Below are 23,065 nucleotides of genomic sequence, written 5' to 3'. Positions count from 1 at the left end.
TGAGGGATAATCAGAAAAGGATAGAAAAATATAAAAAAATAGGGAGAGAGTTAATTCGCCCTACAATCCAAAGGATTTTTTCAATAATTCCACATTGACGTATCCACCTCTGAATAATTCTCCGGTGGTGAGGTCGTTTATGACTACTTCTGCTGGTGCGAACATTCCCTTGTCAATCTGGAAGAAGTCAAAGTTGGCTTCTTTAAAGACATCGTAGAATGGTTTTCCATATCCATCCGCAGCAGATGATGGTAATTTTTCTGCCAGTTCTTTAAGGTTATCTTTGGTCTCGGATTCAATGTAGTAGTAAGTCCGACCACCGAATAAAACGGCATCATTGGTTTTTCCCATGGCTTTCATACCATCAGGATCCACAGGTGCTATAGGGGCTATACCTGCTGCATGTTTAACCTTGTTAACATCAAAGTGCAGTGCTTCCAGCATCTTGTAAGTTCCGTTTTCTATCACCCTTCCAGCTATCTGAATGGAACCAACCAGAGAGGATGTGGGAGCCACCAGGGCGTAAACATTGTCAGGTGCTACTTTACATTCTTTAGCCACGTAATCCATCACATCTGCACCCGGAAGCTGGTCTGATTCCAGAGTGATAATGGCCAGATCTGCTTCATCCATGTAACCAATTTCTTCATAGGTTTCCTCTGGTTTCAGGGCCAGTGCTCTTGCCGGACCCGAGCCCAGGGCAAAGTAGTCACCCACACTTACAGACCATCCTGCTTTCTGTGATCCTAGGGTTGAAATTGCTGGTTGGTGAGTTTTTATCTTCACTGAGGGTATTGCAAAGTTCTCAGAGAGGTCACCAGGTATGGATATTCCCACTTCAGCCAGCCCACCAAGACAAACTTTAGTGTAGAGTTCTCCTGCTTTAAAACTTCCAGCTACATTTACTCCCGCATCTATAACTGTTGAACCGTTTTCCAATTTGTGAACTGCAATATTAAGGTCGTCTGCGTTCTCAATCATTAAATCTACTGTTTTTTTAGCTTCTAAATTAACACTTACCATCTGATCATCTCCAATGAAAGTGAGATCCAATGGATATCCACTGAAAGTTATCCATTAAATTCCTTTAATCCGTATGGATTTTTAAGTTTTTTTATTTGATTTTTTTACGACCCTCTACGAGCCATTAAACAATCTGTAACCATGGATATTTCAACATCCAAACTTACAGAAAAAAAAGATTATCACCATATACACTGTGGATAGTCTTTTTACACCTTTAAAGCTTCTTCAAAGTTCACCTGATATATGTGAGCACTGATGGAGTGTATGGTAAGAGTTCCCACATCTACCCCCACTTCCCCGGCAACATACTTGGAAAGGTGAGTTAATCCCACTGCATTGGGGAACCATGCACCGTAAATGTCATGGGAACGCCATAACCCGGTGGTGTGAAGTTTGCCATCCCTTATTTTAAAGTCTACCAGGATCATACAGGGCACTTCCTCATGTTGGGTGTCGGTGGGAGGGTCCCAAGTAACAGATATGGCTCTTCTGGACTCTTTACAATTTTTAAGGCGCCCTATAGCTTCTCCTATCTGGTCGATGCCCTTGAAATGTTTTCGCAGGCGGTTGCCATAGGTGTAGACGAATCCCTGTTTATCATCACTCAGGAATTGTTCAGCGTATATTTCCAGTTTTTCTCCACTCCAGAAATACCCAGGGGGAATCTCCAGGTCCAGTGGTCGGTTCATGGTAACCACAGTGTTGCGAAGTTCCAGGGTTAGTGATCCTCTTTCATCCTTTATTTCCGCACCTTTTTGCATTACTCGCTTAACCAGGGTTTCCCATCCATTTTTTATAGTGGATGTTTTTATCAGGATAGCCATCGGACTGCCTCCGTCATGTTTTTAAGTTTTTGATAAGCCACATCTGATGGTAGCATGCGCATTCCACAGTCAGGGTCAACAATCATGTTTTCTACTCCAATTAATTCTATTCCTTTTTTAATCAGGGTGAGAATTTCCTCTGGACTTTCTACTCTCTCTGTCTTGGTATCCACACACCCAAAACCAATCTTCTTACCCTTAAGATCTGTGTTTTGGAGAATCTCAAGATTCTTACCAATTCCTGCAAATTCACAGTCAATAATGTCCACCGGGAATTTAAGGAGTTCTCCCAGTACATGACTTACATCTCCACATACGTGCATGGACAATGGCACCTTCAAGCCATCTTGAACTATTTTTATGGCTCTGTAGGCAGTTTTGATATTGGCCATTCCGGTGGAGAGGAATGGTTCGTCAAACTGGATCATGGCCACCCCAGCATTTTCCAAGTATTTAGCTTCACGTTTAAGGGCCTGTGCCAAGTCCATAATTGCTTTATCACGTTTATCCAGGGTATAAAATCCTTCCATTCTTGATGATAGAACCAGTGTAGTGGGACCAGTAATGATACCCTTAACACCCCGAACATCTTCCTGGAAATTACCATCGAAGAGAATAGCCCCCCCTGCCTTAAACTCTTCAGACATGTTATTTGCAATTTTTAAGGCGATTTTAACGTCATTTGCACCTATTGAATAGGTTAGGGGGAGGATTTTGCCCTTGATTTTCGATGTTCCCTCTTCCCAGGCCATTCCCGTGATGTCACGTGCGAATATTTCCACCATATCCCCCCGTACTTGTCCAGTGGATATGATGTTCACACCTGCTTTTATCTGTTTAGAAACAGCATATTCCACAGCAGACTTGTAGGGGTCGTAATTCCCCATTAAAGCAGAGATTTTGGAACCGAGGGATTGGGGTTCCTGTGGTGGTGAAGGGTAACTTCCAACGACAGTAGTTAACATAAAATCATCTTATATCTTTATTTATGGTCTTTTTATTATTGTTCAATCACTGAATATGGTTTTTGGGACATATATAATAACACGCCATATACCAATTCCCCCCTCATTCCCACTACTATAATCTGAAGTAAATATTCCCATAAATAAATCTCAGAAAATGATTATAAACTCAGTCATTAATATATTAAGTAAGAATATGGGTATTAGAATATTCAGGAGGGATGAATTACATGGATTTTGTAGATTGTATTGAATTTGCCAATGAAAACCCGGTTGCCTGGCTGGCAACTGCCGATGGGAAACAGCCCCGTGTGAGGGGTATGGGGATGTGGTATGCAGATGAAACTGGTTTTTACTTCCAGACTGCAACCATGAAGGATCTGGTCCGCCAGATTACTGATAATGGTAAAGTAGAATTTGCATTCTACCGTCCTGATGATGCAGTGGGGACCATGTTAAGGGTTACTGGTGAGGTTGAATTCTTGGATGATGTGGAAGTTAAAAAGAGAGTTTTAGCTGACCGCCCATTCTTAGCTGAGTTTGGTTTGACTGCTGAAGGCCCAGAACTGGTAGTATTCCGAATAACCAATGGTGAAGCTCACTTCTGGGACTGGGAGAGTAATCTTAAACCAAAAGAGATCATTGAGTTTGGGGATTAAATTGGCGATTAATTAAATTCTTTTAAATGATTCAAAATGTTAATATTACCCCAAAATCATTTTTGAATCTTTATTATCTTTATTTTTTTTTAATCTAAATTTTTAAATTTTTAACCCTGAATGGTATTTTTTGGAGGGGAATATTAACTATTAAAAATATATTAATCAATACCCACGGCCCTTATTTTCTCTCTTTCCTCCACTGGAACTGGTATTTCCACTGTGGCTGATCCGTAACATGGTTTGGTGTAGGGTAACATTATAGTGCCCTTCTCATCATTAATGCCAATGGGGACGGGAGGTACGCCTATGATACGGGCTCCCACTATTTTTTCACCCGGTTTAACATGCACCACTTCCGGGGCATTATTTTCTATAAAACGGGCACAGTCCTTGAACCCGGACCGAGTCATGTGTATTTCATAGTCTTCTGATTCGCGAAGGTAAGTTTCAAGGCAAAACATTCAGGAATCCTCCTGTTCATCCAGTTTAGGATTTTTCTCCGGTTCATCCACATTATCTTTTTTATCTTGTTTGTTAGGCCCAGGGTCTATTAATTTATCCAGTGCTCGGTCCAAACGTACCCTGAGCGGTGTTGGATTGTGGTATGCTCTTGCCGAGGTAATGTCTGCCTGTGTACTTTCCCTGACCGCATTCTCGAAGTGTTCCAGTTTTTCCTGATCACGGTGGAACACTAATGCCAAGCTCTGTGTATTAAGGATGTGGTAAAAAGTTACGAAATAACTAACCGCCGCATCTTTAGCCACAAAACCTAAGAGAAAATCATAATCACCCTCTTCTAACCCATCCAGGCATGATTCTATGTCCGTTTTGTTCTGGACATAGTATTCTTGAGGGTCGGATACTTCTAACAGTTTCTTGGCTGATGGTGTGCTGGCCACTGTGACTTGGTATCCTATTCCAGTTAATTTTTGAGTGGCATAAATTGCTAAGGGAGTTTGTGAAGGTGATTCTGGACATCCCAATAATATTATGGCTTTTTTCATAGTTGGTTCCCCAATTATCTTGTGATTTATTCCGAATAATGTCCTTATTTTTTCCTGACAAGTACCACGTGTCCCACTACCAGGGCACTCAGGAGTAGGAAGGTTAATAGAGCGGTTCCATTCATGGATCTGTTCATTAGGAAGAGCCCCATGGTAGCCTGGGCAATGAAAGCCGTTAAAGATCCAATCAATAGGGCTTCTCTACCTAAACAACTTTTATCTCCGTCTTCCCTGCGTCTGCGGTAAGTTCGTAGGATTCTGAAACCCAGGTACATCACCAGTGCACACCATCCTAATAAAAATACCAGGAATAAATAGCCGAAATCAAATGCTACACCGAATATACCTGGGAGCATGTAGTCGATAACATCCTTTTTTGTTACCAGTATTCCGTAAAATACAGGGTAAGGTAAGCTAAAAAGCGTGATTAAGGCTATTGGTAATGATATGTAACCGTCAGATCCTGCCAGGCAGGCATCCTGCCAGAAACAGGACCCTAACTGGTGTCCTGTGAGTGTGGTGTTTTTAATCACCATTTCAATACTGGCGGTGGCATAATTTTCTATCCTGGAAAATCTGAGGAGCGGGCTTAACACGCTCATGTCCAAGGCCCTTGAAAGTAGTTCCAAAGATCCAAAACCAACCAGGGCTGCCACCACAACCAGAGCAATTCGACGGACGGTAAACATGGATTTTTGCCTAAAGGATTTGGAAATTATGAAAAATCCTATGAAAAGTCCAAATATCCAAAACAAAAGGAAAGACCGGTGCATCAATCCCCCAGCAATGGTGATGAAAAGTATTATCCCACCCATATACAGTTGAAGACTTCGGGTGTTTATTCCTGACTTTTTCATAATGGGAATGGCGGCCATTATGGTTACCACTGCCAGTAAAGCCAGGGGCCCATAGGGATGGGTGAATTCCGAATGGGTAAATCCAGGTACAAAAAGGAACAGAGCATCAACTCCGAACATTAGGGCAAATCCTGCCGCCACGATCATGGCCACCAGGAGAACCAGATTCAAACCCATGGGTGCCAGGTTTAATATGAAGAAAACCGCCAGTTGAAGTATGACCGCGATTTCTATAATGTACTGTAGGTGATTCTGAGCAATTAAAGCCATATTATATAATTCCTCCAATTTTAGACTTTATTTACCAAAAGGATAGTTCTAAGGATATTTTCTAGTTTCGAAATTTCATAAAAAATCATATCAGGATAATTTCATATTTCAAATACCTGATTTTGAGTTAATTTCTAGATAAATCTGATTATTTTTTTCATATATTAATAAATTCAGTATATATTATATCAATTAGGATTAATCTGTAAGTGGTTTGTACATCTATTAATTTCTATAACAATTTGTTATGTATTATTTTTAAGTCTATAAAATTTCGTCTATTGCAAATCTAATCCTATTTTTATATACTTTATAAGGCATGTATTTAAAATCTTTGTGAAGTGCCAACATTGAAAAATAACAATTTGATCCAGAACTCATTAGACATACTACCAATAACCCAATGCACCCAGTAATACTTTTCCTTGAAAAAAACAGCATTAAGTTTAAATACCGGAAAAGATAAGTGTAGTAGAGGGCTGGTAGCTCAGGTTGGTAGAGCGTCGCCTTGGCATGGCGGAGGCCCCGGGTTCAAATCCCGGCCAGTCCATTATTTAGAGATTATTTTTAGCATTAAAGTACTTTAATCGTATATTTTTTTTGTTTGTAGAATTTTTGATATTGTATATTTCTAATTGATCCTTAAGCTGTGGAATAAAACGTTGTTGAAAACGTTATCAATAATCTTATTTTTCTCATTATATTAACCACAATAATCCATTTATTTTAAAATCTATTTTTATGATTTGTATAACATATTAAAAATTTAATGATTGATGGAAATTAATTATAGAATTAAAATTTATTAGATAATTTATTAGATAAAAATCATTTAGCCAATAATTAGAATGTTTAAATGATGATAAAAGATCATAAGAATAAAAAAAAAAATAATGAATTTAATGGATTATAACGGGTTATCCCATTTATAATAGGCTTTTACATGTTTTAACCCGTGACAATCTGGTAAATGTGGTCAATGATGATCTTAAACAGGTCATCAGTTGGAAGTTTACCATGTTGATGGTCATCTTTGAGTAGCTCCCGGGCCATCCCCACTATTTCCTCAGGACGGGTGGATCGTTTCATAAGTCCTTTTTCAATGTAATAAGAATCCACAGAGAGCAGTTTACCAGGATAACATGATATCACCGGAGTTCCCAGCAGAGCGGCTTCCCGGTTCATGGTTCCACCAGCCCCTATCACCAGGTCACAAGCCTTCATAAGGCTAAATGTATCCACAGGAGGTTTTATCAAGGTAATCTGTTCATCATCCTCAAATATTTGCTGCTGTTCCCTGAAACGTGGAATCACCAGGATGTTGGCCTGATCTTCCAGGGCATCAACGATGGGAGACAGGACCGTTTTACGGCAGTCAGCATCCAAATAAGAAGCCAATGCAGGTTCTGGCCTCATCAATATTGTTTTTTCTTTGTCAAGATCTAATTTAAGGTCCTGAAATATATTGGGGTTGTACTGGAAATCCACCAGATGAGTGATCTCTGATGTTCCATTATAAGGGTACAGGTGATTGGGGTCTGCACCACAACCAACCACTGCCTCTTTTTCAATTACTTCTGGCAATATAATATGGTCACAGAGGGGTAAGGTCAGTTTGTTAGCAGCTATGGCATGTTCATTATCCAGAACATAGACACTGGGGATTTTAAGACCATAAGAAACACGGGGAAGTTCAATGGAATGTTTGGAAACAGCAACATCTGGTTTTTCCCTGCTTATGATCTGAGAAAGCTCGTAGGCTCTCTGAGTACTTCGGATGAGTTTCTCCTCCAGACTCACCCCGTGCCATCCCACCAGGTTGTACTCGATCCCGAATAGATCAAGTAGTCGGTGCACATCACCAAAGCGGCGAGCAGTTATAAAAACTTCTTCACCCTGATTCTCCAGGTAGCGGATTATACTGTGGAAAAACCGCACATGGGGGGCGTTAACAATGTCTATCCAAATCTTCAACCCATCACCAGCTAACAAAATTTTGACTTTTTAAAATCCCTTTATTTAATGTGAATCCCTTCGAATATATCCTTGAATTGATTTCCTGATTTTAACCGTTTTATCTTTAACAATCCAACATTTTACTATTAATTTTCGTTTATAAATATATTAATGGCCCCAATGACATCATCAAAGCCTTTTCCAGTCTTAAGACTGGTTTTGATAACTTGAACTTCAGGGTTTATCTCTGCCACATCACTGACCATTTTATCAGAATCAGCACCCACTGCATCAGCCAGGTCCACCTTGTTGATAACCACCAGGTCTGCATCCTGGAATATCAATGGATGTTTTTCCACGGTGTCGTCTCCTTCGGTGACACTGATTACCACCATACGCATATGGCTGCCCAGGTCAAAGTCCACTGGACATATGAGGTTACCCACATTTTCAATGAACAATACATCAATATCTTCCAGGGGCAAATCATGCAGGGCATGTTCCACCAGGTGAGCATCTAAATGGCATTCTTTACCAGTGTTTAATCCCACCACAGGCACACCATGTTTTTCAAACCGGCCGGCATCGTATTTGCTGATGACATCCCCGGCAATAACCCCTATCCTATAGTCCACCGCATCAATTATAGCTTCGATAAGGGATGTTTTTCCGGATCCTATGGCTCCCACCACATCCACTGAGAAAACTCGGTCCTTATCAAGTATTCTTTGATTTCTCCGGGCTAATTTACGGTTAGCCACCATTATATCGTGTTGAACTTCCACTTCTGCAACTTTATGCATCCTCATCACTCTTCTCTATTTTAATGGTTTTAACGTTACATTCTTTTCCAGTTAAAACTTCCACATTTCTTTCCCCACATTCAGGGCATACTACTATGGCCAGATAATGGTCAGAACCATCAGTATTGGCCAGTCCTGTAAATTCACAGCCTCGGCATTCAATTTCCACAGGTACATCTTCGATAATGATTTCTGCGTTTTTAAGAATTGTATCCTCAACTATGACATCTAATAAAAATTTTAACTGCTCAGGATTTAACATAGTGAGCATTCCCACTTCAATAGTGACTTCCACTACCTCTGTGGCGTTGTTTTTCTCTGCAGCATCTAGTACTGTGTCCACTATGGCCTGGGCCATGGATAATTCGTGCATTGGACTACCTCTCTAAGCTTGTATTTAACCTATGTTATGGGAAGCTTATTAATAAAGTTAACAAATAATTAAAAGTGAAAGTAAAAAACTAGTAGTTTCTTCCCATGGCGATTATCGCCCCGGAAGTTGAAATAAGCTATTTGAAATCTTTAGTAATATTTTAAATAAATTTATGGTGATTTTAATGATAATTGGAGGATCTTCTTCCCAGAAACTGGCTGCTAATATTGCCCATGAAATGGATGATGTACTTTGCCCAATAGAAACCCGGAAATTCCCTGACGGGGAACGTTACTTAAGAATTAAGGGAGATGTGGAGGATGATGTGGTGGTGGTACAGTCCACTGGCTACCCTCAGGATGAAAACCTCATGGAACTCTTCCTCATTTTGAAAACCCTCCGTGAAATGGATATTACTAACATACGCACCGTGATCCCCTATTTTGGTTACGGTAGGCAGGAAAAAAGTTTTAATAAAGGTGAAGCAGTCTCTGCCAGGGTGGTCTGCCAGTTAATAGAATTTGCTGGTGCTAGTTCGGTTTACAGTATGAACCTCCATGAACAAGGCATCTGTGATCTATTTAACATTCCCGCCTACAATCTATCAGCTATGCCTGCCATTGCGGATTATGTGAAGAATAATGTGGAAGACCCAGTAATTATAGCTCCAGATAAAGGCGCTCTAGGCTTTGCCCAGGAAATAGCACAAATCCTTAACTGTGAATCAGATTATTTGGAGAAAATACGCTTATCCCCGGAGAAGGTGGAGACGAAACCCAAAAATCTGGATGTGGATGGTAGAGACGCGGTTATCATCGATGATATAATTAGTACTGGTGGAACCATTGTTAATGCCTGTGGGATCCTAACTGAACACCATGCCAGTAAGATTATAGTTGGCTGTGTGCACCCGGTGCTGGTGGGTGATGCCCTGCTTAAAATATTCTCTGCCGGAGCAGATGATGTGGTGGGAACAAACACCCTTAAATCTGAAGTTAGTAATGTTTCTGTGGCCAGTTTGGTGGCTGATGCATTGAAAATGGATAATAATCTGGGATAGGATCATGACCCTCCAAAAAAAAGAATAATAATTAATGGATAAAATTACCATAATATTATTATCGCAACATAAACATTCACATACAGTAACATCTACTGAAAGTTACTGATAATTCATTAATTGGTGATTATCATGACCAATTGGACCCCTGTAATTATCGGAATTGTTATAACTGTGATTATCGGATTAATTGGGATTTTCTTACCATTTTTAGGCATTTTAGCCCCTATAATAGGGGGTTTTGTTGCAGCTTATATGGTAGGTGGGGACTACAAAGATGGTGCGGTTAATGGTGGAATTGCCGGTGCCTTCGGAGGAGCGATCTTGGGATTGGTTTTATTAGGTGCATTCACCGCAATTATTGGCGGTCTAACCATAGGGTTTATATTTGGCCTTATACTTGGAATTATCGGAGGAACAATTGGAATTGTAGTTAAAGGAAGTTTTGGGGCTTAGGAATATGGGAATTAATTGAATAACCTATACTTAATATCCTATACAAATTTTTATAAAATAAAATGGTGATGGAGGGATAAAATAATGGTCAATTGGACAGCAGTGGCTATTGGTTTTGTGGCAACGGTTGTACTGGAAACAATTGGAATTCTTTTCATATCTATGGATACCGCAGTTTCTATATTTATAAGCATTTTTGCACCTATAATAGGGGGTTTCATAGCAGCATACTGGGCTGGCGGAATTTATAAAGAAGGTATTATAAATGGTGGGCTTGCCGGTGGATTGGGTTCTTTAATAGCAGCCATTATCTTCCTCCCCGGAAGTTTAATGTTTATCGCAGAAAATGCCGTGATTAGCTTTATTACCAGTGGAATACTGGGCATTATTGGTGGTTTAATAGGAATATTGGCCAAAGGAAAACCTAAAGGCAAAGATGAACCTTCTCCGGAATAAATTGAGACTCTTGGCGTGCAAAAAACAAGTCAATTATTTATTTAATTATTTATTATTTATTGTCTTTTTTTAATCTATTCATTACTTTCCTTATTTTAATTTTCCATATTTTAAGGAAACATCAAATAATATCAGTTTTCCCCTTCTTGATCATTCCAGACCCAATTTATTATACACTATTTAAACATCGATATAGACCATAAATTAAGATACATTGTCCATTGAGTAAGCATTTATTATCCTACAGAGAAAATCCAAAATTATATTATAAAACATGTCTCAAAGTAAATATATGGAGGGGTTGTCTTGATGAGGCCTATTTTTGAGGACAATAGCTATCCATGGGAGTGTGAAAATGGAACTTTTTAGGAAATACCTTATTTTTGGAATTTTTTGCTATGAAAAAGAGTTTTATGAATTTTACAATCCAAATCCCTACTCAGAATTACAAATTAGCACCACTACTTCCCCCATTTTTTACAATTTCAAAACAATTTCAAATTAAAGGGTTAAATGAAGAATTAAAATGATGGTTAAATGAATTAATAATGGATTAACCGGGGCTTAAATCATGAACCCTGATGCAGTTGGCAAAGAAAAAGTAGATAAAGAGACTCTGGCTTCATTAAAGTTCAAAGCTGAACTTAAATTACTTCCCATAGTCTTAAAGGCAGTGAGAGATGTTACTTGCAGGTATGGTCTTGATGAGGATTCAGTGAGGGATTTAGAACTGGCTACTGAGGAAGCCTGTCATAATGTTATTGAACATGCCTATGAACCAGGTGAAGAGGGTTATTATAAGGTAAAAATTCATCGAGAACCAACCTGTTTCCGGATAACAGTACGAGACCAAGGAATACCCTTCAACCTAAATCGTTTAAATGAAGAAGAACCCTCAGACATTGGTGTCCGGTTAATGAGAGCGTGTACTGATGAAATTAGAAGTAAATATCTGGGGAAAAGAGGAAAAGTGGTGGAACTGGTTAAAAATTTCCCCTTTGAATCCGTGAATAACATGGAAAAATCACCCACCAAGATCCAATCCAGTTCCTTGGATCTGGCACCTCCATCTGAAATAGTAACCCTGCGATTGATGCGTTCAGATGAAACAGTATCACTGGCCCGTCTGATATACCGGGTTTACGGTTACAGCTATCCCCATGAAGACATATACTATCCTGAAAAATTCGCCTCCCTTATAGAATCAGGACTGGTAACCTCCTGTGTGGCAGTGAATGAACTAGATGAAATCGTTGGCCATCTGGGAGTTTTCCTGGAAACCCCTACAGATCATGTGGGAGAATCTGCTCTAGCCGCAGTTGACCCCCGTTACAGGGGAAGGGGATTGTTCCCCAAGATGAAAAAGATGATGATGGAAGAAGTAGCATCAAAAGGCATGCTTGGCCTTTACAGCCGGGCGGTTACTGTTCATGTGGCATCCCAAAAATCCAATGTTAAAATGGGTGCTAAAGAAACCGGTTTTGTACTAGCACATTCTCCTCCCACCGCGATTTTCAAGAAAATGAAAACTGAAACTGCCAACATCCGCAGAACTGTGGCTCTCTTCTACGTGCCAGTGGTTCCAGACAGGGAGCAAACTGTCTTTTTACCCTACTCACACAAAAAAACCATTAACAAAATTTACAAACACGCCAAAATACCACGTTTATTCAAAAAAGCAAATCCTGGTGATGTGAAGTTAGCCCCACATTCCCATATTTATTCTCATGTTTTACCAGAGATGGCCAGTGCATTTTTGAGGGTTAATGAATATGGTGTGGATTTTATTGATGAACTGAGACTCCAGGTCCAGGATTTAAGCCTGAGAAAAATTGAATTAATAGTCCTGGATCTACCACTGAAAGATCCCAGCACTGCTATTTTATGTCCTGAGATTGAGAAGTTGAACTTTTTCTTCTGCGGCATAATGCCAGAATACTTGGATGGAGATTCAATTCGACTACAGTACCTCAATAATGTGGCCTTTGATCCTGAAAGCGTGGATGTTTATTCAGAATTTGCTTGGGAAATATTTAATTACGTGGTGGGTGAGTGGAGTAAACATTATCAAAATGGTAATAATAAAGAATAGTTCTAATAAACTGGTTAAATGATTTAAGTTATTAAGGATTGGTGTGGAAATGGAAATATCTGGAAAAACAGTGCGAGATGTGGAAATAGTGTTTATAAATGGTCGGCTGGATGCCTACAACTCAAACCTAGTTGAAGAAAAGTTAGATAAACTTATTGATTCTGGTAAGACCAATATTGTTGCGGATCTATCCGGAGTGGAATATATCAGCAGTTCCGGCCTAAGGGTGATGCTTTCATCCCTGAAAAAGTTGAATGCAATGGGAGGAAATCTAAAATTGTCATCCCTACAGCCATACGTTATGGAAGTCTTTAAAATTGCTGGTTTCACCAAACTTTTCCAGATCTACAATGATGAACAGGAAGCAACTAACAGTTTTAACTAAACTCAGTAAAATAACAAATGATCTTAAAAAAATAATAATTATGGGAATGAATTGAGTAGAATGAAAAAGTAAAATGAAATAAAAAGTATAAGAAGATTTTTAGAAATTACATCTTCTTATTGGCAGGTTCCACATTAACCCGGAGTCCTTTTATTCCTTTTCTCTGCAGAGCACCGACTACTTCTCGGGCGTGTTGTTGAGGGAGTTCAACAAATGAAAACTTTTCTAAAACATCGATACGTCCAATACTGGTTGAAGATAGTCCTGAGGCTTCTCCAATTGCCTTTACTATATCCTTTGCTTTAACTTTCTGTTTACGGCCCACATTTACGAAGAATCTGACCATTCCGGGTTGTGCTCCAGTTTCTCCATATTTAGAGTCAGAAGTTTGGCTGGAAGAAGAATCATCCTTTCCTCCCACGTAAAGCTTCAGGAGGGCAGCAGCTATGTCCACTGAACTGTAATCTTCTTCCATTAATCGTTCTATCAGGTGAATTTCCCGATCGATATTTCCTTCATCTATCTCTTTCCGGAGTCTTTCCAGGAACAGGTCTCTTTTGACTTCTTCCACTTCCCGGAGGGATGGGATCTTCTGTTGTTCAATTCTGACCTTGGTGTAACGCTGGATATCCCGTAACTGGTAGATTTCTTTTCCAGATACAAAGGTGAATGCCTGTCCCTTCTTGCCTGCACGGCCGGTTCTACCTATCCTGTGGACATAGTACTCATCATTGTTAGGAACATCGTAGTTGAAAACTGCTTCCACATCATCCACATCTATTCCTCGGGCTGCCACGTCAGTAGCTACCAATATTTCTATCTGACCCTTCCGGAACTTATTCATGACTCTGTCCCGCTGGTTCTGACTCATGTCTCCGTGCAGTCCATCAGCAAAGTATCCTCTGGTCTGAAGGTGGCCTACAAGACGATCTACCCTTCTTTTGGTGTTACAGAAGACCAGTGCAAGTTTAAGGTTGTGCATATCTATAAGTCTGGTCAGAACATCCAGTTTCATCTGTTCTTTGACTTCGAAATAGATCTGTTCGATTTCAGGAACAGTTAATTCCTGATGGGCTACTTTAAGCATTTCAGGCTTGTTCTGGTATTTTCTGGTTAAAGCAAGAATCTCCCGAGACATAGTGGCTGAAAATAGTAACATCTGCCTCTCATGAGGTATCTGTTGTAGTATAAATTCTATATCATCTCTGAAACCCATGTCCAGCATTTCATCGGCCTCATCCAAGATGATCATCTTCACTTGATCTAATTTAAGGGTACGTCGATGGATGTGATCCATCATCCTCCCCGGAGTCCCAATAACGATCTGCACTCCTCTTTTCAAAGCTTTAATCTGTCTTTCGATGGGTTGTCCCCCGTAGACAGGTAGAACTGTGGTTTTTTTGTATTTAGATAACTTTTTAATCTCTTCTGCCACTTGAATGGCCAGTTCTCTGGTGGGGCAGAGGATTACTGCTTGCACACCTTTAACCGAGGAGTCCAGGTTTTCCAGCACGGGTATTCCAAATGCTGCAGTTTTACCGGTTCCGGTCTGTGCCTGGCCAATAACGTCCTTACCATCTAATATGTGGGGTAAAGCCAGTGATTGTATAGGGGTTGCTTCTTCAAAACCCATATCAGCAATGGCTCGTTTCATTTCACGGGATAATTTCAAATCTTCAAATAATAAACTTTCCATGGTATCTTCCTTACTTTATCTTCTTTATTTAGTTGTTTTCCTTGTTTTATCAACTAAAATATTCAATTAAGAAATATTCTAAATTAATTTAACAAATACATAAGTAAAATCAGGCTATCCAATTATAACGCTATACAATCAGTCACGTAAAAAAATAGCTGAAATAATCAAAAAATCCACATTTACTTTTCTTAGATATTCTTTGTCTTTATTGACATTTATAGTAATCTGTTATTTTCCCTTATTCTAATCTTAGGTGTTGACCCTTTTATGTGTTGATGTTTTTGTGGTATGGGAATGTTAGTAATTCTTCCAGGGTCCAGATATGGTCTGTGATTCCTACGGACATCATAGGTGTTCTTTTTTGATATTTTCTCCACAATTTACCATTTAAATGTGTTTTGCAAGGTTTTTTCAGGGAATCGTGTGTTCGTACGAAGTTATGGTCTGTCATTTGTAGTGTGGCGTGGTGTTGGAGCCATTCGTCTTTTTTGGAATATCCTAATGTTTTTCTTGTTAATCTGTTGTTATCTTGTCTTAAAGTCAAATTTTCTCGTTCTATGTAAGAAGTAGAGATGAAACTAAAGTCAATATCTTCTTCCATACCATATATAATGCGTTTTTCAATATTAACCACTTTACTTCCCTCTCGCTCCTTCACTACTTGAGCATATTTTAACTCAGGCAATGGCATTTGTTTCGGTTTTCGTGGACGTCCTCGTTTATCGGTCCTTGAAAACTCCTTTGTATAGCTGTATCTGTCCAATAGTGCTTGTGCGTAGTATTTTCTTCCGTCGGTGACAAATAAAGGTAATTCCTCTTCGTTTATTCGATCACATGTTTGTTTAACAATCTCATCAGCCGCATCTTGAGTCATGGCACCTGCGTAGGCTGCTAGGATTAGTCTGTGTTCAGGTGCGAAGCTTAACCAGATCCATCTTTCATCTTCTGATTCATGCTCCATTCTCGGAACTGTTTTTTTTTAACAAAAGTCCACAACTCATCTAACTCCACTTTATCAACTTTTATGTCTTTCATAAGGACTTTGTTTATTTCTTCGCTGTGTTCAGAAGCTATGCGCAGCCATCTGCGCACAGTATCCAGTTTAACACCTAAAACTTCTGCTGTGCTCCGTAAACTCATGCCTTTTAAAATCATTTTCAAAGCCAAAAAAACTGTCTCTTCATTTGTTCTTAAATCGTGTAATATTGTATTTGAATGTGAAGTGAAACTTTTAGAGCATGTTCGACAAATAAATTTGTGAACAGGACCATTTTTTGTCTGGTAGGTTCCATTACCCACAATATTACCGTTTTCAGTTTTCCCGTAATCTGCACAGCTCTTGTTAGGACAAGCCACATCCACAAAACCAGGTTTAGGACCACGAACACCCATAAAAACACATCCCCTTAAGTATAAATATGGTCCTAACTACTATATAAAACTTCAGTATTTTGAAGGGTCAACACCTAATCTTACCATAATTCTTAAAAAAAAGTTTTCAAAAAAATAGCAATTTAAAAGAAATTGAAATAATTAGGGAAAAAAATATCCCTAAAAAATTCTACTGATCTCTTTAGTGGGTTGCAGGTTTTTGCAGGATACCATGAGGTACCATGTCTGTGATCTTCTGCATTTTGTCCATGAGGCTTTTTTTACCCTTACCACTGAGGGTGTGTTCCAGTACCTCGCTTAAAGTTTCCACTGGTACGATTTCTATCTTTTCACGGTACCGTTCTTCTATGAGCACGTCTTCCATGTTAGATTTAGGAATTAAAACTTTACGAATTCCTGCCTCGGCCGCAGCTTCGATTTTACCGGTTACACCACCTACAGGTAGCACATCCCCACGAATACTTAATGATCCAGTTAGGGCTACTGACTGGTCAACTGGTATGTTTTCCAGTGCAGATACAACTGCAGTGGCCACTGAGACACTGGCACTGTCACCTTCCACTCCTTCGTAGGACTGGAGGAACTGAATGTGAATATCGTAATTGGATATGTCGGTTCCAGTGTGCTTTTTAACCAGGGCACTGACGTTTTGAACTGCTTCCTTGGCAATTTCTCCCAGTTTACCTGTGGCTATGATTTTACCTTCATCTTTACTTTGGGCTGGTGCTGCTTCAGCTGCAATGGGCATGATAATACCACTACGGTCGCCAATGATTGCAAGACCGTTAACTTTACCCACTTCACCACCTTCAGATTTGAAAACCCGGTAACGTTTCTTCTGGACAATGTAACGATCGGCTATTTGCTGCTCCAGGGTTCTAGCCAGTTTTTTCGCACTGAGAACGTGATCTACAGTTACGTAATCTGCTTTTTCCCCTTTGGCTATGTCACCAGCAGCCCTTACCAGGCCACCGAGATCCCTTAGTTTTAGAGTTAAAGAGTCTTTTTTACCAGCTCGGCGCTGGGCCTCGTGGATTATCTCAGCTACAGCTTCTTTACTGAAGTGAGGTATTCTTCCATCCTTTTTAACTTCTTGGGCCACGAATTGAACCAGTTTATCACGGTTTTCTTCAGTGTCCTTCATGGAGTCCTTCATGAACACTTCGTAACCGTAACCTCTGATCCTGCTTCGGAGTGCAGGGTGCATTCCTTCCAGTACGTGCAGGTTTCCAGAAGCCACCAATACAAAGTCACAGGGGACCTCCTGGGAACGAACCATTGCACCACTGCTGGTCTCACTCTGACCCGTAATCTGGTATTTCTTCTCCTGCATTGCAGTTAATAGTTCCTGCTGGGTTTTCATATGCATGGAACCTATTTCATCAACGTAAAGCACTCCCTTATTAGCCTTGTGAATCATTCCTGCTTCCACCCGTTCGTGGGCAGGGGTTCCCAATCCACCAGACTGGTAAGGATCGTGTCGGACATCCCCTAAAAGGGCCCCAGCATGGGCTCCAGTGGCATCAATGAATGGGGCCATGTTATTTTTGTTGTTGTTAATGAGTAGTTTGGGCACCATTACTGTGCTGCGGGGTTTCATCTGCTGCAGGGCCAGGAATACTATGCCCGCGGCGATGATGGCTGCCAGGAATTGTTGCATTACAAAACCGATAACCAGTATCAGGCTGATTATAGCGATCATGAACATGTTTTTACGTTCTTCCTGTCCTTTGGCCTTGACCTTGTAATTGGTCACCACATTTTTTCCTTCACCAGCCGGCATTACACCAATCAGGGGGTTGTGGTTGTCTTCCATGTTGGGATATACTAATATGTCCTGAAGTTCTTCAGGGGGAAGTAGTTCAGCCATTCCCTTGGCAAGCATGGATTTTCCAACACCAGGTTCTCCAATTAGAAGAACGTTACGGCGTTGTTTTGCTGCCTTTTTAACTGTTTCCACGGCCTCTTTCTGGCCAATGATCTGATCTATGATTCTATCAGGGACCTCAATGTCTCCTGAAGTTTTGTAACTGCGAAGTTTGAGGGTTTCATCGGGAGAAACCTCAGAATCTGGGTTATAATTTGCCATAGGCTTTTGTAACCTCCATAATTTTAGATTTATAAAAAATCAACCTGTTTTTAAAATGGTATATACTCTAATGACTATAGTAAAAGTTGTATAAGAACATTTGCTTTGGTTGCATTAAATCTCATCTTTTCATGTAATATAAAAGTTTCCTTAAAAAATATAAGAGTTACCTAAAAATTACTTGCATACACTTTAAGGTTACGTTATGCTTCAGAAAAGAAAATTGAAAAAAAGTATAAATCGACGATTAGTTACACCAAAAGACAATTAACTTATGAAAACATATGCCCCCAACATAATTCTCGGAATAACTGTATTAATTGAGTTTAATAAAATTAATCGGGTTATAATAAACAGACTTCATAGGAATTTAGTGATGAAAAATGGTGTCTTCAGATAAAACTAAATGCATAATGGTTCAGGGAACTGCTTCAAATGCAGGTAAAAGTGTGGTGGTGGCTGCACTCTGTCGGATGTTCGCCCAGCGAGGATACCGCGTTAGTCCTTTCAAATCACAGAATATGTCCCTGAATTCATTCACCACCAGGGAAAACAGGGAAATAGCCATGGCACAAGTCTTACAAGCCGAAGCTGCCGGAGTAGAACCCCACCACCATATGAATCCAGTTTTACTTAAGCCCAAAGAGGATTTCACCTCCCAAGTTATAGTTCAGGGTAAACCCGCTGGTGACATGAACTTCTACCATTACCAGCATAACTTCAGGAATCAAGCTCTCAAAGCCATTAAAGAATCTCTAGATGCTCTGAAGAAAGATTATGATATTATTGTTATGGAAGGGGCAGGTTCACCTGCGGAGATAAACATGCTGGATGTGGATCTGGCCAATATGCAGATCGCCCGCCTGGCTGATGCTGACGTGATTCTGGTTGCGGATATAGATAAGGGAGGGGTTTTCGCATCAATAGCCGGGACTTTCCAGTTATTACCCCCAGAAGATCGTCAGAGGATCAAAGGAATTATCATAAACAAATTCAGAGGTAATTTGGAGATTCTAATGCCTGGAATCAGGCAGATCGAAGATATTGTTGGTGTTCCAGTGCTAGGGGTGTTACCCTACGATCAGGAGCTTAAACTCCCTGAAGAAGATTCAGCATCACTTTCAGAACGTAAATACCGTAGCAGTGGAAAGATTACCATTGGGGTGATGAGATTGCCCCGTATTTCCAACTTCACTGACATTGATCCCCTGGAATACGAACCTGAAGTGGGGGTGAAACTTATTGAGATAGGGGATGAGATAGGTAAGGTTGATGCCCTGATCATCCCGGGGACACGTAACAGTATCAGTGATATGGTGACCCTGGATGAAGCCGGGCTTGCCCATGAAATCAAGGACCTGGCCATGGAAATACCTGTTTTTGGTATTTGCGGAGGATACCAGATGTTAGGGTCGAAGATCATGGATAATTCCCTTAAAGAATCCAGTATTGGTAGTATTGATGGTATGGGGATTCTGGATGTTAAAACCAGCTTTGGGGAAATTGAAAAAATCATCAGCCAGAGCCAGGGTACTTTAATTAGAGGTAATGGAATTTTCAAAGGATCTGAAGGTGAAATATTGCGGGGTTACGAACTCCATGAAGGAATTTCAAAATTGGGGGAATCCAAACCCCTCCTCAGGGTTCTGCAGGGTTGTGGAAACTACCCTCAATCTGGTTTTGATGGTGCCCAGTACGGTTTAACTGCCGGGACCTATTTCCATGGAATATTCCACAATTTCCATTTCCGCAGATCATTCACAGATTATCTAAGGGAAGTTAAGGGTCTGGAAACCATAGGATACCAGGAGGACCATTTCCAGGAGCTGAAAAAATTCTCAATCCAACGTTTATCAGACCTGGTTGAAGATAATCTGGATATGGATTCATTCCAGGACGTATTGCATTTAAATATCTGAACTTTTTTACAACATCAAACCAGTATCCGGGAATAAACCATGAATCTAATTCCAGAATAATTCAGGAATAGTAATCCCGAAATAATCCATGATCTAAATCCGGATATCTATTTTTTCCCTTCTATTTTTTTCAGATTTTCTTTATATTATGACCAAAGCCCCTAAGTCCAATATGCGTATAATAACCTGATTTGATTGATTAAAATGTTTAGATAGGATTTTAATGCTTTTATATAATAAGAGGGATATCTACATCAAAAGAAGATTTTAAAGACATTATAATCAAATAAATATAAGATTGTAAATAAAAATTTAAGATTTTATAGAGAGATAATACAACATGGGAAAATGAAAATTGAATGAATTAAATAAAAATGGAAGTAACTTTCTTAACTGACTTGGTTTTCACCAGTACTGATATTTTTTCGTTTTCTTCTAGAACCCAATCATCTCGAGGGATGTACATTTCACCATTCTGATGGATGGCCGCGATAATATAATCATCAGTGGGGCTCAGATCACTCACTCTCTTGCCCACAATTCGGGAATTCTTAATACTGATATCTAGGAGCTCTGCATTTCCCTTACCCACTACTATTAAATCTGCAATTTTCGGGCGGTTAATAAGTTTTTCCAAGTAACCTGCAGCAGTGAGTTCTGGACTTATTACATGATTTATGCCCACTTTTTTGAATGCCTCTTCATGATCAGGATTACTTACCCTGGCAATAATCTTGGGAACCTGGTACTCTTTTACCAGGATACAGGAGAGTAAGTTAGCCTCATCATGACCTGTGGCAGCAACAAAAACATCTGCATCAGAGATATTCGCCTCCTCAAGCGTTTTTACATCAGTACCACTTCCACAGATCACCAAGGCATCTAATTCTGCAGCTGCATTTCCACATAATCCACTGTCACTGTCTATAAGAGATACATCATTTCCAGATCCCACCAGGTAATTGGCCAGGGTTAAACCAACCCTTCCGGCTCCCATTATAACTATGTACATAATAATAACATCCTACTAATCATTTCCTTTACACGATATTACAAATTAATTGATTCTACGGATTAATTGATTCTATTTGTTGAAATAATTGATTTGTTTAATTTTTATAATTCATATGTAAATTCATGAATTCATATCTGGAACTGATTTTTCCCGTGGCCTATATTTTAAACAGCAATAAACATTTTAAGCCACATCGGAACTTCTAACATAATTCTAATTCAACTTGTATTGATAGAAACATCTATAATATAAAGATTACGGAAGTAGAAAAAATAAATTGAATAAAATTATTACATTAAAACATAATTTCCTTTTCATCAATTTTTAGAGTCAATATGTTTATTTTTATGGTTTTTGGTGGTTGATATAGTTTTAAAAATTAATTAAGAGAAAAAATAGGGATAATTATACATTCTCAAATGTAACAATTTAATTGCTTTATTAAAGTTAAAAAAAGAAAGTGAATTGATATCACACCCCCCTCCTTATTACTTTACCACTAAAACTGGACAACTGGCAGATCTTACTACACTTTCAGTAACACTTCCCGGGTATAAGCGGTTCAATCCGTGTTTACCCGAAGCTCCTATAACCACCAGATCAATTTTTTCTTCTTTGATAGTTTTTAATATTTCATCAGCAGGTTTACCCTTTTTAATCAGTGTATTAAACAGGATATTTTTACATTTACCATTACATTCACTTTCTTCCAGTTTTTTGGAAAATTTTTGCACTGCCATGTTACCCTCTGCCTTAAATTGATCTTCCAAACTCAATTCTAGATCTTTCTGAGGTATAGATCTAAGGTAAGAAGTATCAATTACATTTAAAACCATAATCTGGGAAAAACTTTGATTAGCAATCCATATAGCATACTCTCCAGCTTTTTCAGAATATTCCGAGCCATCGGTGGGTATTAATATTTTTTTATACACGGACCATTCCTCCTGATAGTAATGTGTAACTCTTAAGGATTTATAGTCTTAACCCACTTAATTATAAAATTTTATGAAATATGATATAATCCATTATAACGCTTTGGATAAAAATAATGTCTTTATTTCCCATTTCTTTAACCATAAATGATCATAACTAATTTTTATGGTAAAATTCAAATTTTATAAATTTTAAATGATTAAAATCAATTATTAACAAGATAAAGTTGTATAAACAGTGCAAATTAAATTTTATAAGATCAAATAGATTATATAATATTAATAATTCCAATAATCCTTCTAAGAATTATCAAAGTTAAATTTGAAGGTGTCACTACCTGTCCCTGAGTTAACAATCACTTAAAATTTTCAGGAGGACCCCACATTAAACCTAAAGATATAAATAGGATGAACGGAAAATCACGGTATGCACACAGCATGCGGCGTTAGTCCAGCCTGGTTAAGACTCTGGCCTGCCACGCCAGCGACCCGGGTTCAAATCCCGGACGCCGCATCGCGGCTGTAGTCTAGTCTGGTTAGGACTTGGGCCTTCCAAGCCTACGACCCGGGTTCAAATCCCGGCAGCCGCATTACCCCCTTATTGTTATAATAATTACCACTCTAAAGAGCTTTAACATTTATTTTAAGGATCCCACTGTTTCCTCTATTTTAAAAAAGTGCAATTTACATTGAATGATTGATCGACTGTTTTACTAACGAAAATCATCAAAAGATTTTAATCATCAAAGTTTTTTTTTAATATCAATTTTTATCTTAATGATTAGTAACTATGGTTCAGAACCAAGATCAATTCAGTGATACAAAAT

The 23,065-nt window shown here is 39.2% G+C and carries 22 protein-coding genes and 3 tRNA genes; 10 read left to right on the top strand and 15 right to left on the bottom strand.

Features of this window, described 5'->3' with window-relative positions:
- Positions 1-60: 60 nt before the first annotated feature.
- From mch to BK009_RS00595, 3 genes are all read right to left on the bottom strand, one after another.
- Positions 61-1,023: a methenyltetrahydromethanopterin cyclohydrolase gene (mch, locus tag BK009_RS00605; RefSeq protein ID WP_100906658.1), complete on the bottom strand. Its 963-nt coding sequence runs from the start codon at positions 1,021-1,023 to the stop codon at positions 61-63.
- Positions 1,024-1,232: 209 nt separating this feature from the next.
- A complete protein-coding gene (locus tag BK009_RS00600) occupies positions 1,233-1,850 on the bottom strand; it encodes a thymidylate synthase (protein WP_100908754.1) in 618 nt (205 codons plus the stop codon).
- Positions 1,838-2,815, bottom strand: a complete 978-nt coding sequence (locus tag BK009_RS00595) for a methionine synthase (RefSeq protein ID WP_100908753.1) — start codon at positions 2,813-2,815, stop codon at positions 1,838-1,840. The genes BK009_RS00600 and BK009_RS00595 overlap by 13 nt, the downstream gene beginning before the upstream one ends.
- Before the next feature lie 230 nt (positions 2,816-3,045).
- On the opposite strand from BK009_RS00595, the gene BK009_RS00590 reads away from it, so the two are divergent.
- Complete coding sequence (locus tag BK009_RS00590) at positions 3,046-3,474, top strand: pyridoxamine 5'-phosphate oxidase family protein (RefSeq protein ID WP_100908752.1); 429 nt, start codon at positions 3,046-3,048, stop codon at positions 3,472-3,474.
- 161 nt (positions 3,475-3,635) lie between these two features.
- Here BK009_RS00590 and BK009_RS00585 read toward each other — a convergent pair whose 3' ends face one another.
- Genes BK009_RS00585 through BK009_RS00575 form a run of 3 tightly spaced genes read right to left on the bottom strand, consistent with a single transcriptional unit; the run spans position 3,636 to position 5,608 of the window.
- On the bottom strand, positions 3,636-3,938 hold the full coding sequence (locus tag BK009_RS00585; protein WP_100904671.1) for a DUF1894 domain-containing protein: 303 nt from the start codon (positions 3,936-3,938) through the stop codon (positions 3,636-3,638).
- Positions 3,939-4,481 carry a DUF1890 domain-containing protein gene (locus BK009_RS00580; RefSeq protein ID WP_100908751.1) on the bottom strand — a complete coding sequence of 181 codons (543 nt, stop codon included), beginning with the start codon at positions 4,479-4,481 and terminating at the stop codon, positions 3,939-3,941. It abuts the gene before it with no gap.
- A gap of 44 nt (positions 4,482-4,525) precedes the next feature.
- Positions 4,526-5,608 carry a hypothetical protein gene (locus tag BK009_RS00575; protein ID WP_100907550.1) on the bottom strand — a complete coding sequence of 361 codons (1,083 nt, stop codon included), beginning with the start codon at positions 5,606-5,608 and terminating at the stop codon, positions 4,526-4,528.
- A gap of 476 nt (positions 5,609-6,084) precedes the next feature.
- On the opposite strand from BK009_RS00575, the gene BK009_RS00570 reads away from it, so the two are divergent.
- A tRNA-Ala gene (locus tag BK009_RS00570) sits at positions 6,085-6,158 on the top strand.
- A gap of 398 nt (positions 6,159-6,556) precedes the next feature.
- Here BK009_RS00570 and BK009_RS00565 read toward each other — a convergent pair.
- The 3 genes from BK009_RS00565 to hypA form a co-directional block, all read right to left on the bottom strand.
- Positions 6,557-7,582 (bottom strand): DUF354 domain-containing protein, encoded by a 1,026-nt coding sequence (locus tag BK009_RS00565; protein WP_100904673.1) that lies wholly within the window; start codon positions 7,580-7,582, stop codon positions 6,557-6,559.
- A 128-nt stretch (positions 7,583-7,710) separates the two neighbouring features.
- Positions 7,711-8,367 carry a hydrogenase nickel incorporation protein HypB gene (gene hypB / locus BK009_RS00560; RefSeq protein WP_100904674.1) on the bottom strand — a complete coding sequence of 219 codons (657 nt, stop codon included), beginning with the start codon at positions 8,365-8,367 and terminating at the stop codon, positions 7,711-7,713.
- On the bottom strand, positions 8,360-8,740 hold the full coding sequence (gene hypA / locus BK009_RS00555) for a hydrogenase maturation nickel metallochaperone HypA (protein ID WP_100904675.1): 381 nt from the start codon (positions 8,738-8,740) through the stop codon (positions 8,360-8,362). Before hypA ends, hypB begins: the two co-directional genes overlap by 8 nt.
- A gap of 184 nt (positions 8,741-8,924) precedes the next feature.
- Here hypA and BK009_RS00550 point away from each other — a divergent pair, with 184 nt between their 5' ends.
- The 5 genes from BK009_RS00550 to BK009_RS00530 all read left to right on the top strand — a co-directional run bounded on the left by BK009_RS00550 (position 8,925) and on the right by BK009_RS00530 (position 13,189).
- Positions 8,925-9,800 (top strand): ribose-phosphate diphosphokinase, encoded by an 876-nt coding sequence (locus BK009_RS00550; protein WP_100904676.1) that lies wholly within the window; start codon positions 8,925-8,927, stop codon positions 9,798-9,800.
- 132 nt (positions 9,801-9,932) lie between these two features.
- Positions 9,933-10,256, top strand: coding sequence for a DUF5518 domain-containing protein (locus tag BK009_RS00545; protein WP_100904677.1), 324 nt, complete (start codon positions 9,933-9,935; stop codon positions 10,254-10,256).
- Positions 10,257-10,340: 84 nt separating this feature from the next.
- Positions 10,341-10,712: a DUF5518 domain-containing protein gene (locus BK009_RS00540; RefSeq protein WP_100904678.1), complete on the top strand. Its 372-nt coding sequence runs from the start codon at positions 10,341-10,343 to the stop codon at positions 10,710-10,712.
- A gap of 571 nt (positions 10,713-11,283) precedes the next feature.
- Complete coding sequence (locus BK009_RS00535; protein WP_100908750.1) at positions 11,284-12,804, top strand: GNAT family N-acetyltransferase; 1,521 nt, start codon at positions 11,284-11,286, stop codon at positions 12,802-12,804.
- Between the two features lie 49 nt (positions 12,805-12,853).
- Positions 12,854-13,189: an STAS domain-containing protein gene (locus tag BK009_RS00530; protein ID WP_100904680.1), complete on the top strand. Its 336-nt coding sequence runs from the start codon at positions 12,854-12,856 to the stop codon at positions 13,187-13,189.
- A 106-nt stretch (positions 13,190-13,295) separates the two neighbouring features.
- Here BK009_RS00530 and BK009_RS00525 read toward each other — a convergent pair whose 3' ends face one another.
- The 4 genes from BK009_RS00525 to lonB all read right to left on the bottom strand — a co-directional run bounded on the left by BK009_RS00525 (position 13,296) and on the right by lonB (position 18,369).
- Positions 13,296-14,885, bottom strand: coding sequence for a DEAD/DEAH box helicase (locus BK009_RS00525; RefSeq protein ID WP_100904681.1), 1,590 nt, complete (start codon positions 14,883-14,885; stop codon positions 13,296-13,298).
- Positions 14,886-15,153: 268 nt separating this feature from the next.
- Complete coding sequence (locus BK009_RS00520; RefSeq protein WP_100907199.1) at positions 15,154-15,849, bottom strand: hypothetical protein; 696 nt, start codon at positions 15,847-15,849, stop codon at positions 15,154-15,156.
- The gene (locus BK009_RS00515) at positions 15,810-16,280 is read right to left on the bottom strand and encodes a helix-turn-helix domain-containing protein (protein WP_100907200.1); all 471 of its coding nucleotides are present in this window, start codon (positions 16,278-16,280) and stop codon (positions 15,810-15,812) included. The genes BK009_RS00520 and BK009_RS00515 overlap by 40 nt, the downstream gene beginning before the upstream one ends.
- Positions 16,281-16,461: 181 nt before the next feature.
- A complete protein-coding gene (gene lonB / locus BK009_RS00510; RefSeq protein ID WP_100904682.1) occupies positions 16,462-18,369 on the bottom strand; it encodes an ATP-dependent protease LonB in 1,908 nt (635 codons plus the stop codon).
- Positions 18,370-18,752: 383 nt separating this feature from the next.
- Between lonB and cobQ the strand changes: the two genes are divergently transcribed.
- Positions 18,753-20,288 (top strand): cobyric acid synthase CobQ, encoded by a 1,536-nt coding sequence (cobQ, locus tag BK009_RS00505; RefSeq protein WP_100908749.1) that lies wholly within the window; start codon positions 18,753-18,755, stop codon positions 20,286-20,288.
- Positions 20,289-20,652: 364 nt separating this feature from the next.
- Here the strand turns inward: cobQ and BK009_RS00500 are convergent, their stop codons facing one another.
- Both BK009_RS00500 and BK009_RS00495 read right to left on the bottom strand, forming a co-directional pair.
- Complete coding sequence (locus BK009_RS00500; RefSeq protein ID WP_100904684.1) at positions 20,653-21,300, bottom strand: potassium channel family protein; 648 nt, start codon at positions 21,298-21,300, stop codon at positions 20,653-20,655.
- A gap of 491 nt (positions 21,301-21,791) precedes the next feature.
- Positions 21,792-22,238, bottom strand: coding sequence for a universal stress protein (locus tag BK009_RS00495; RefSeq protein ID WP_100908748.1), 447 nt, complete (start codon positions 22,236-22,238; stop codon positions 21,792-21,794).
- Positions 22,239-22,678: 440 nt separating this feature from the next.
- Between BK009_RS00495 and BK009_RS00490 the strand changes: the two genes are divergently transcribed.
- Positions 22,679-22,752: transfer RNA gene (locus BK009_RS00490), tRNA-Gly, on the top strand.
- A gap of 2 nt (positions 22,753-22,754) precedes the next feature.
- Positions 22,755-22,828: transfer RNA gene (locus BK009_RS00485), tRNA-Gly, on the top strand.
- Positions 22,829-23,065 lie beyond the last annotated feature (237 nt).

Source organism: Methanobacterium subterraneum, from assembly GCF_002813695.1.
GTDB classification, from domain to species: domain Archaea; phylum Methanobacteriota; class Methanobacteria; order Methanobacteriales; family Methanobacteriaceae; genus Methanobacterium; species Methanobacterium subterraneum.
The sequence above is the reverse complement of the archived record's forward strand: the minus strand, read 5'-3'. Positions and strand labels throughout refer to the sequence as shown.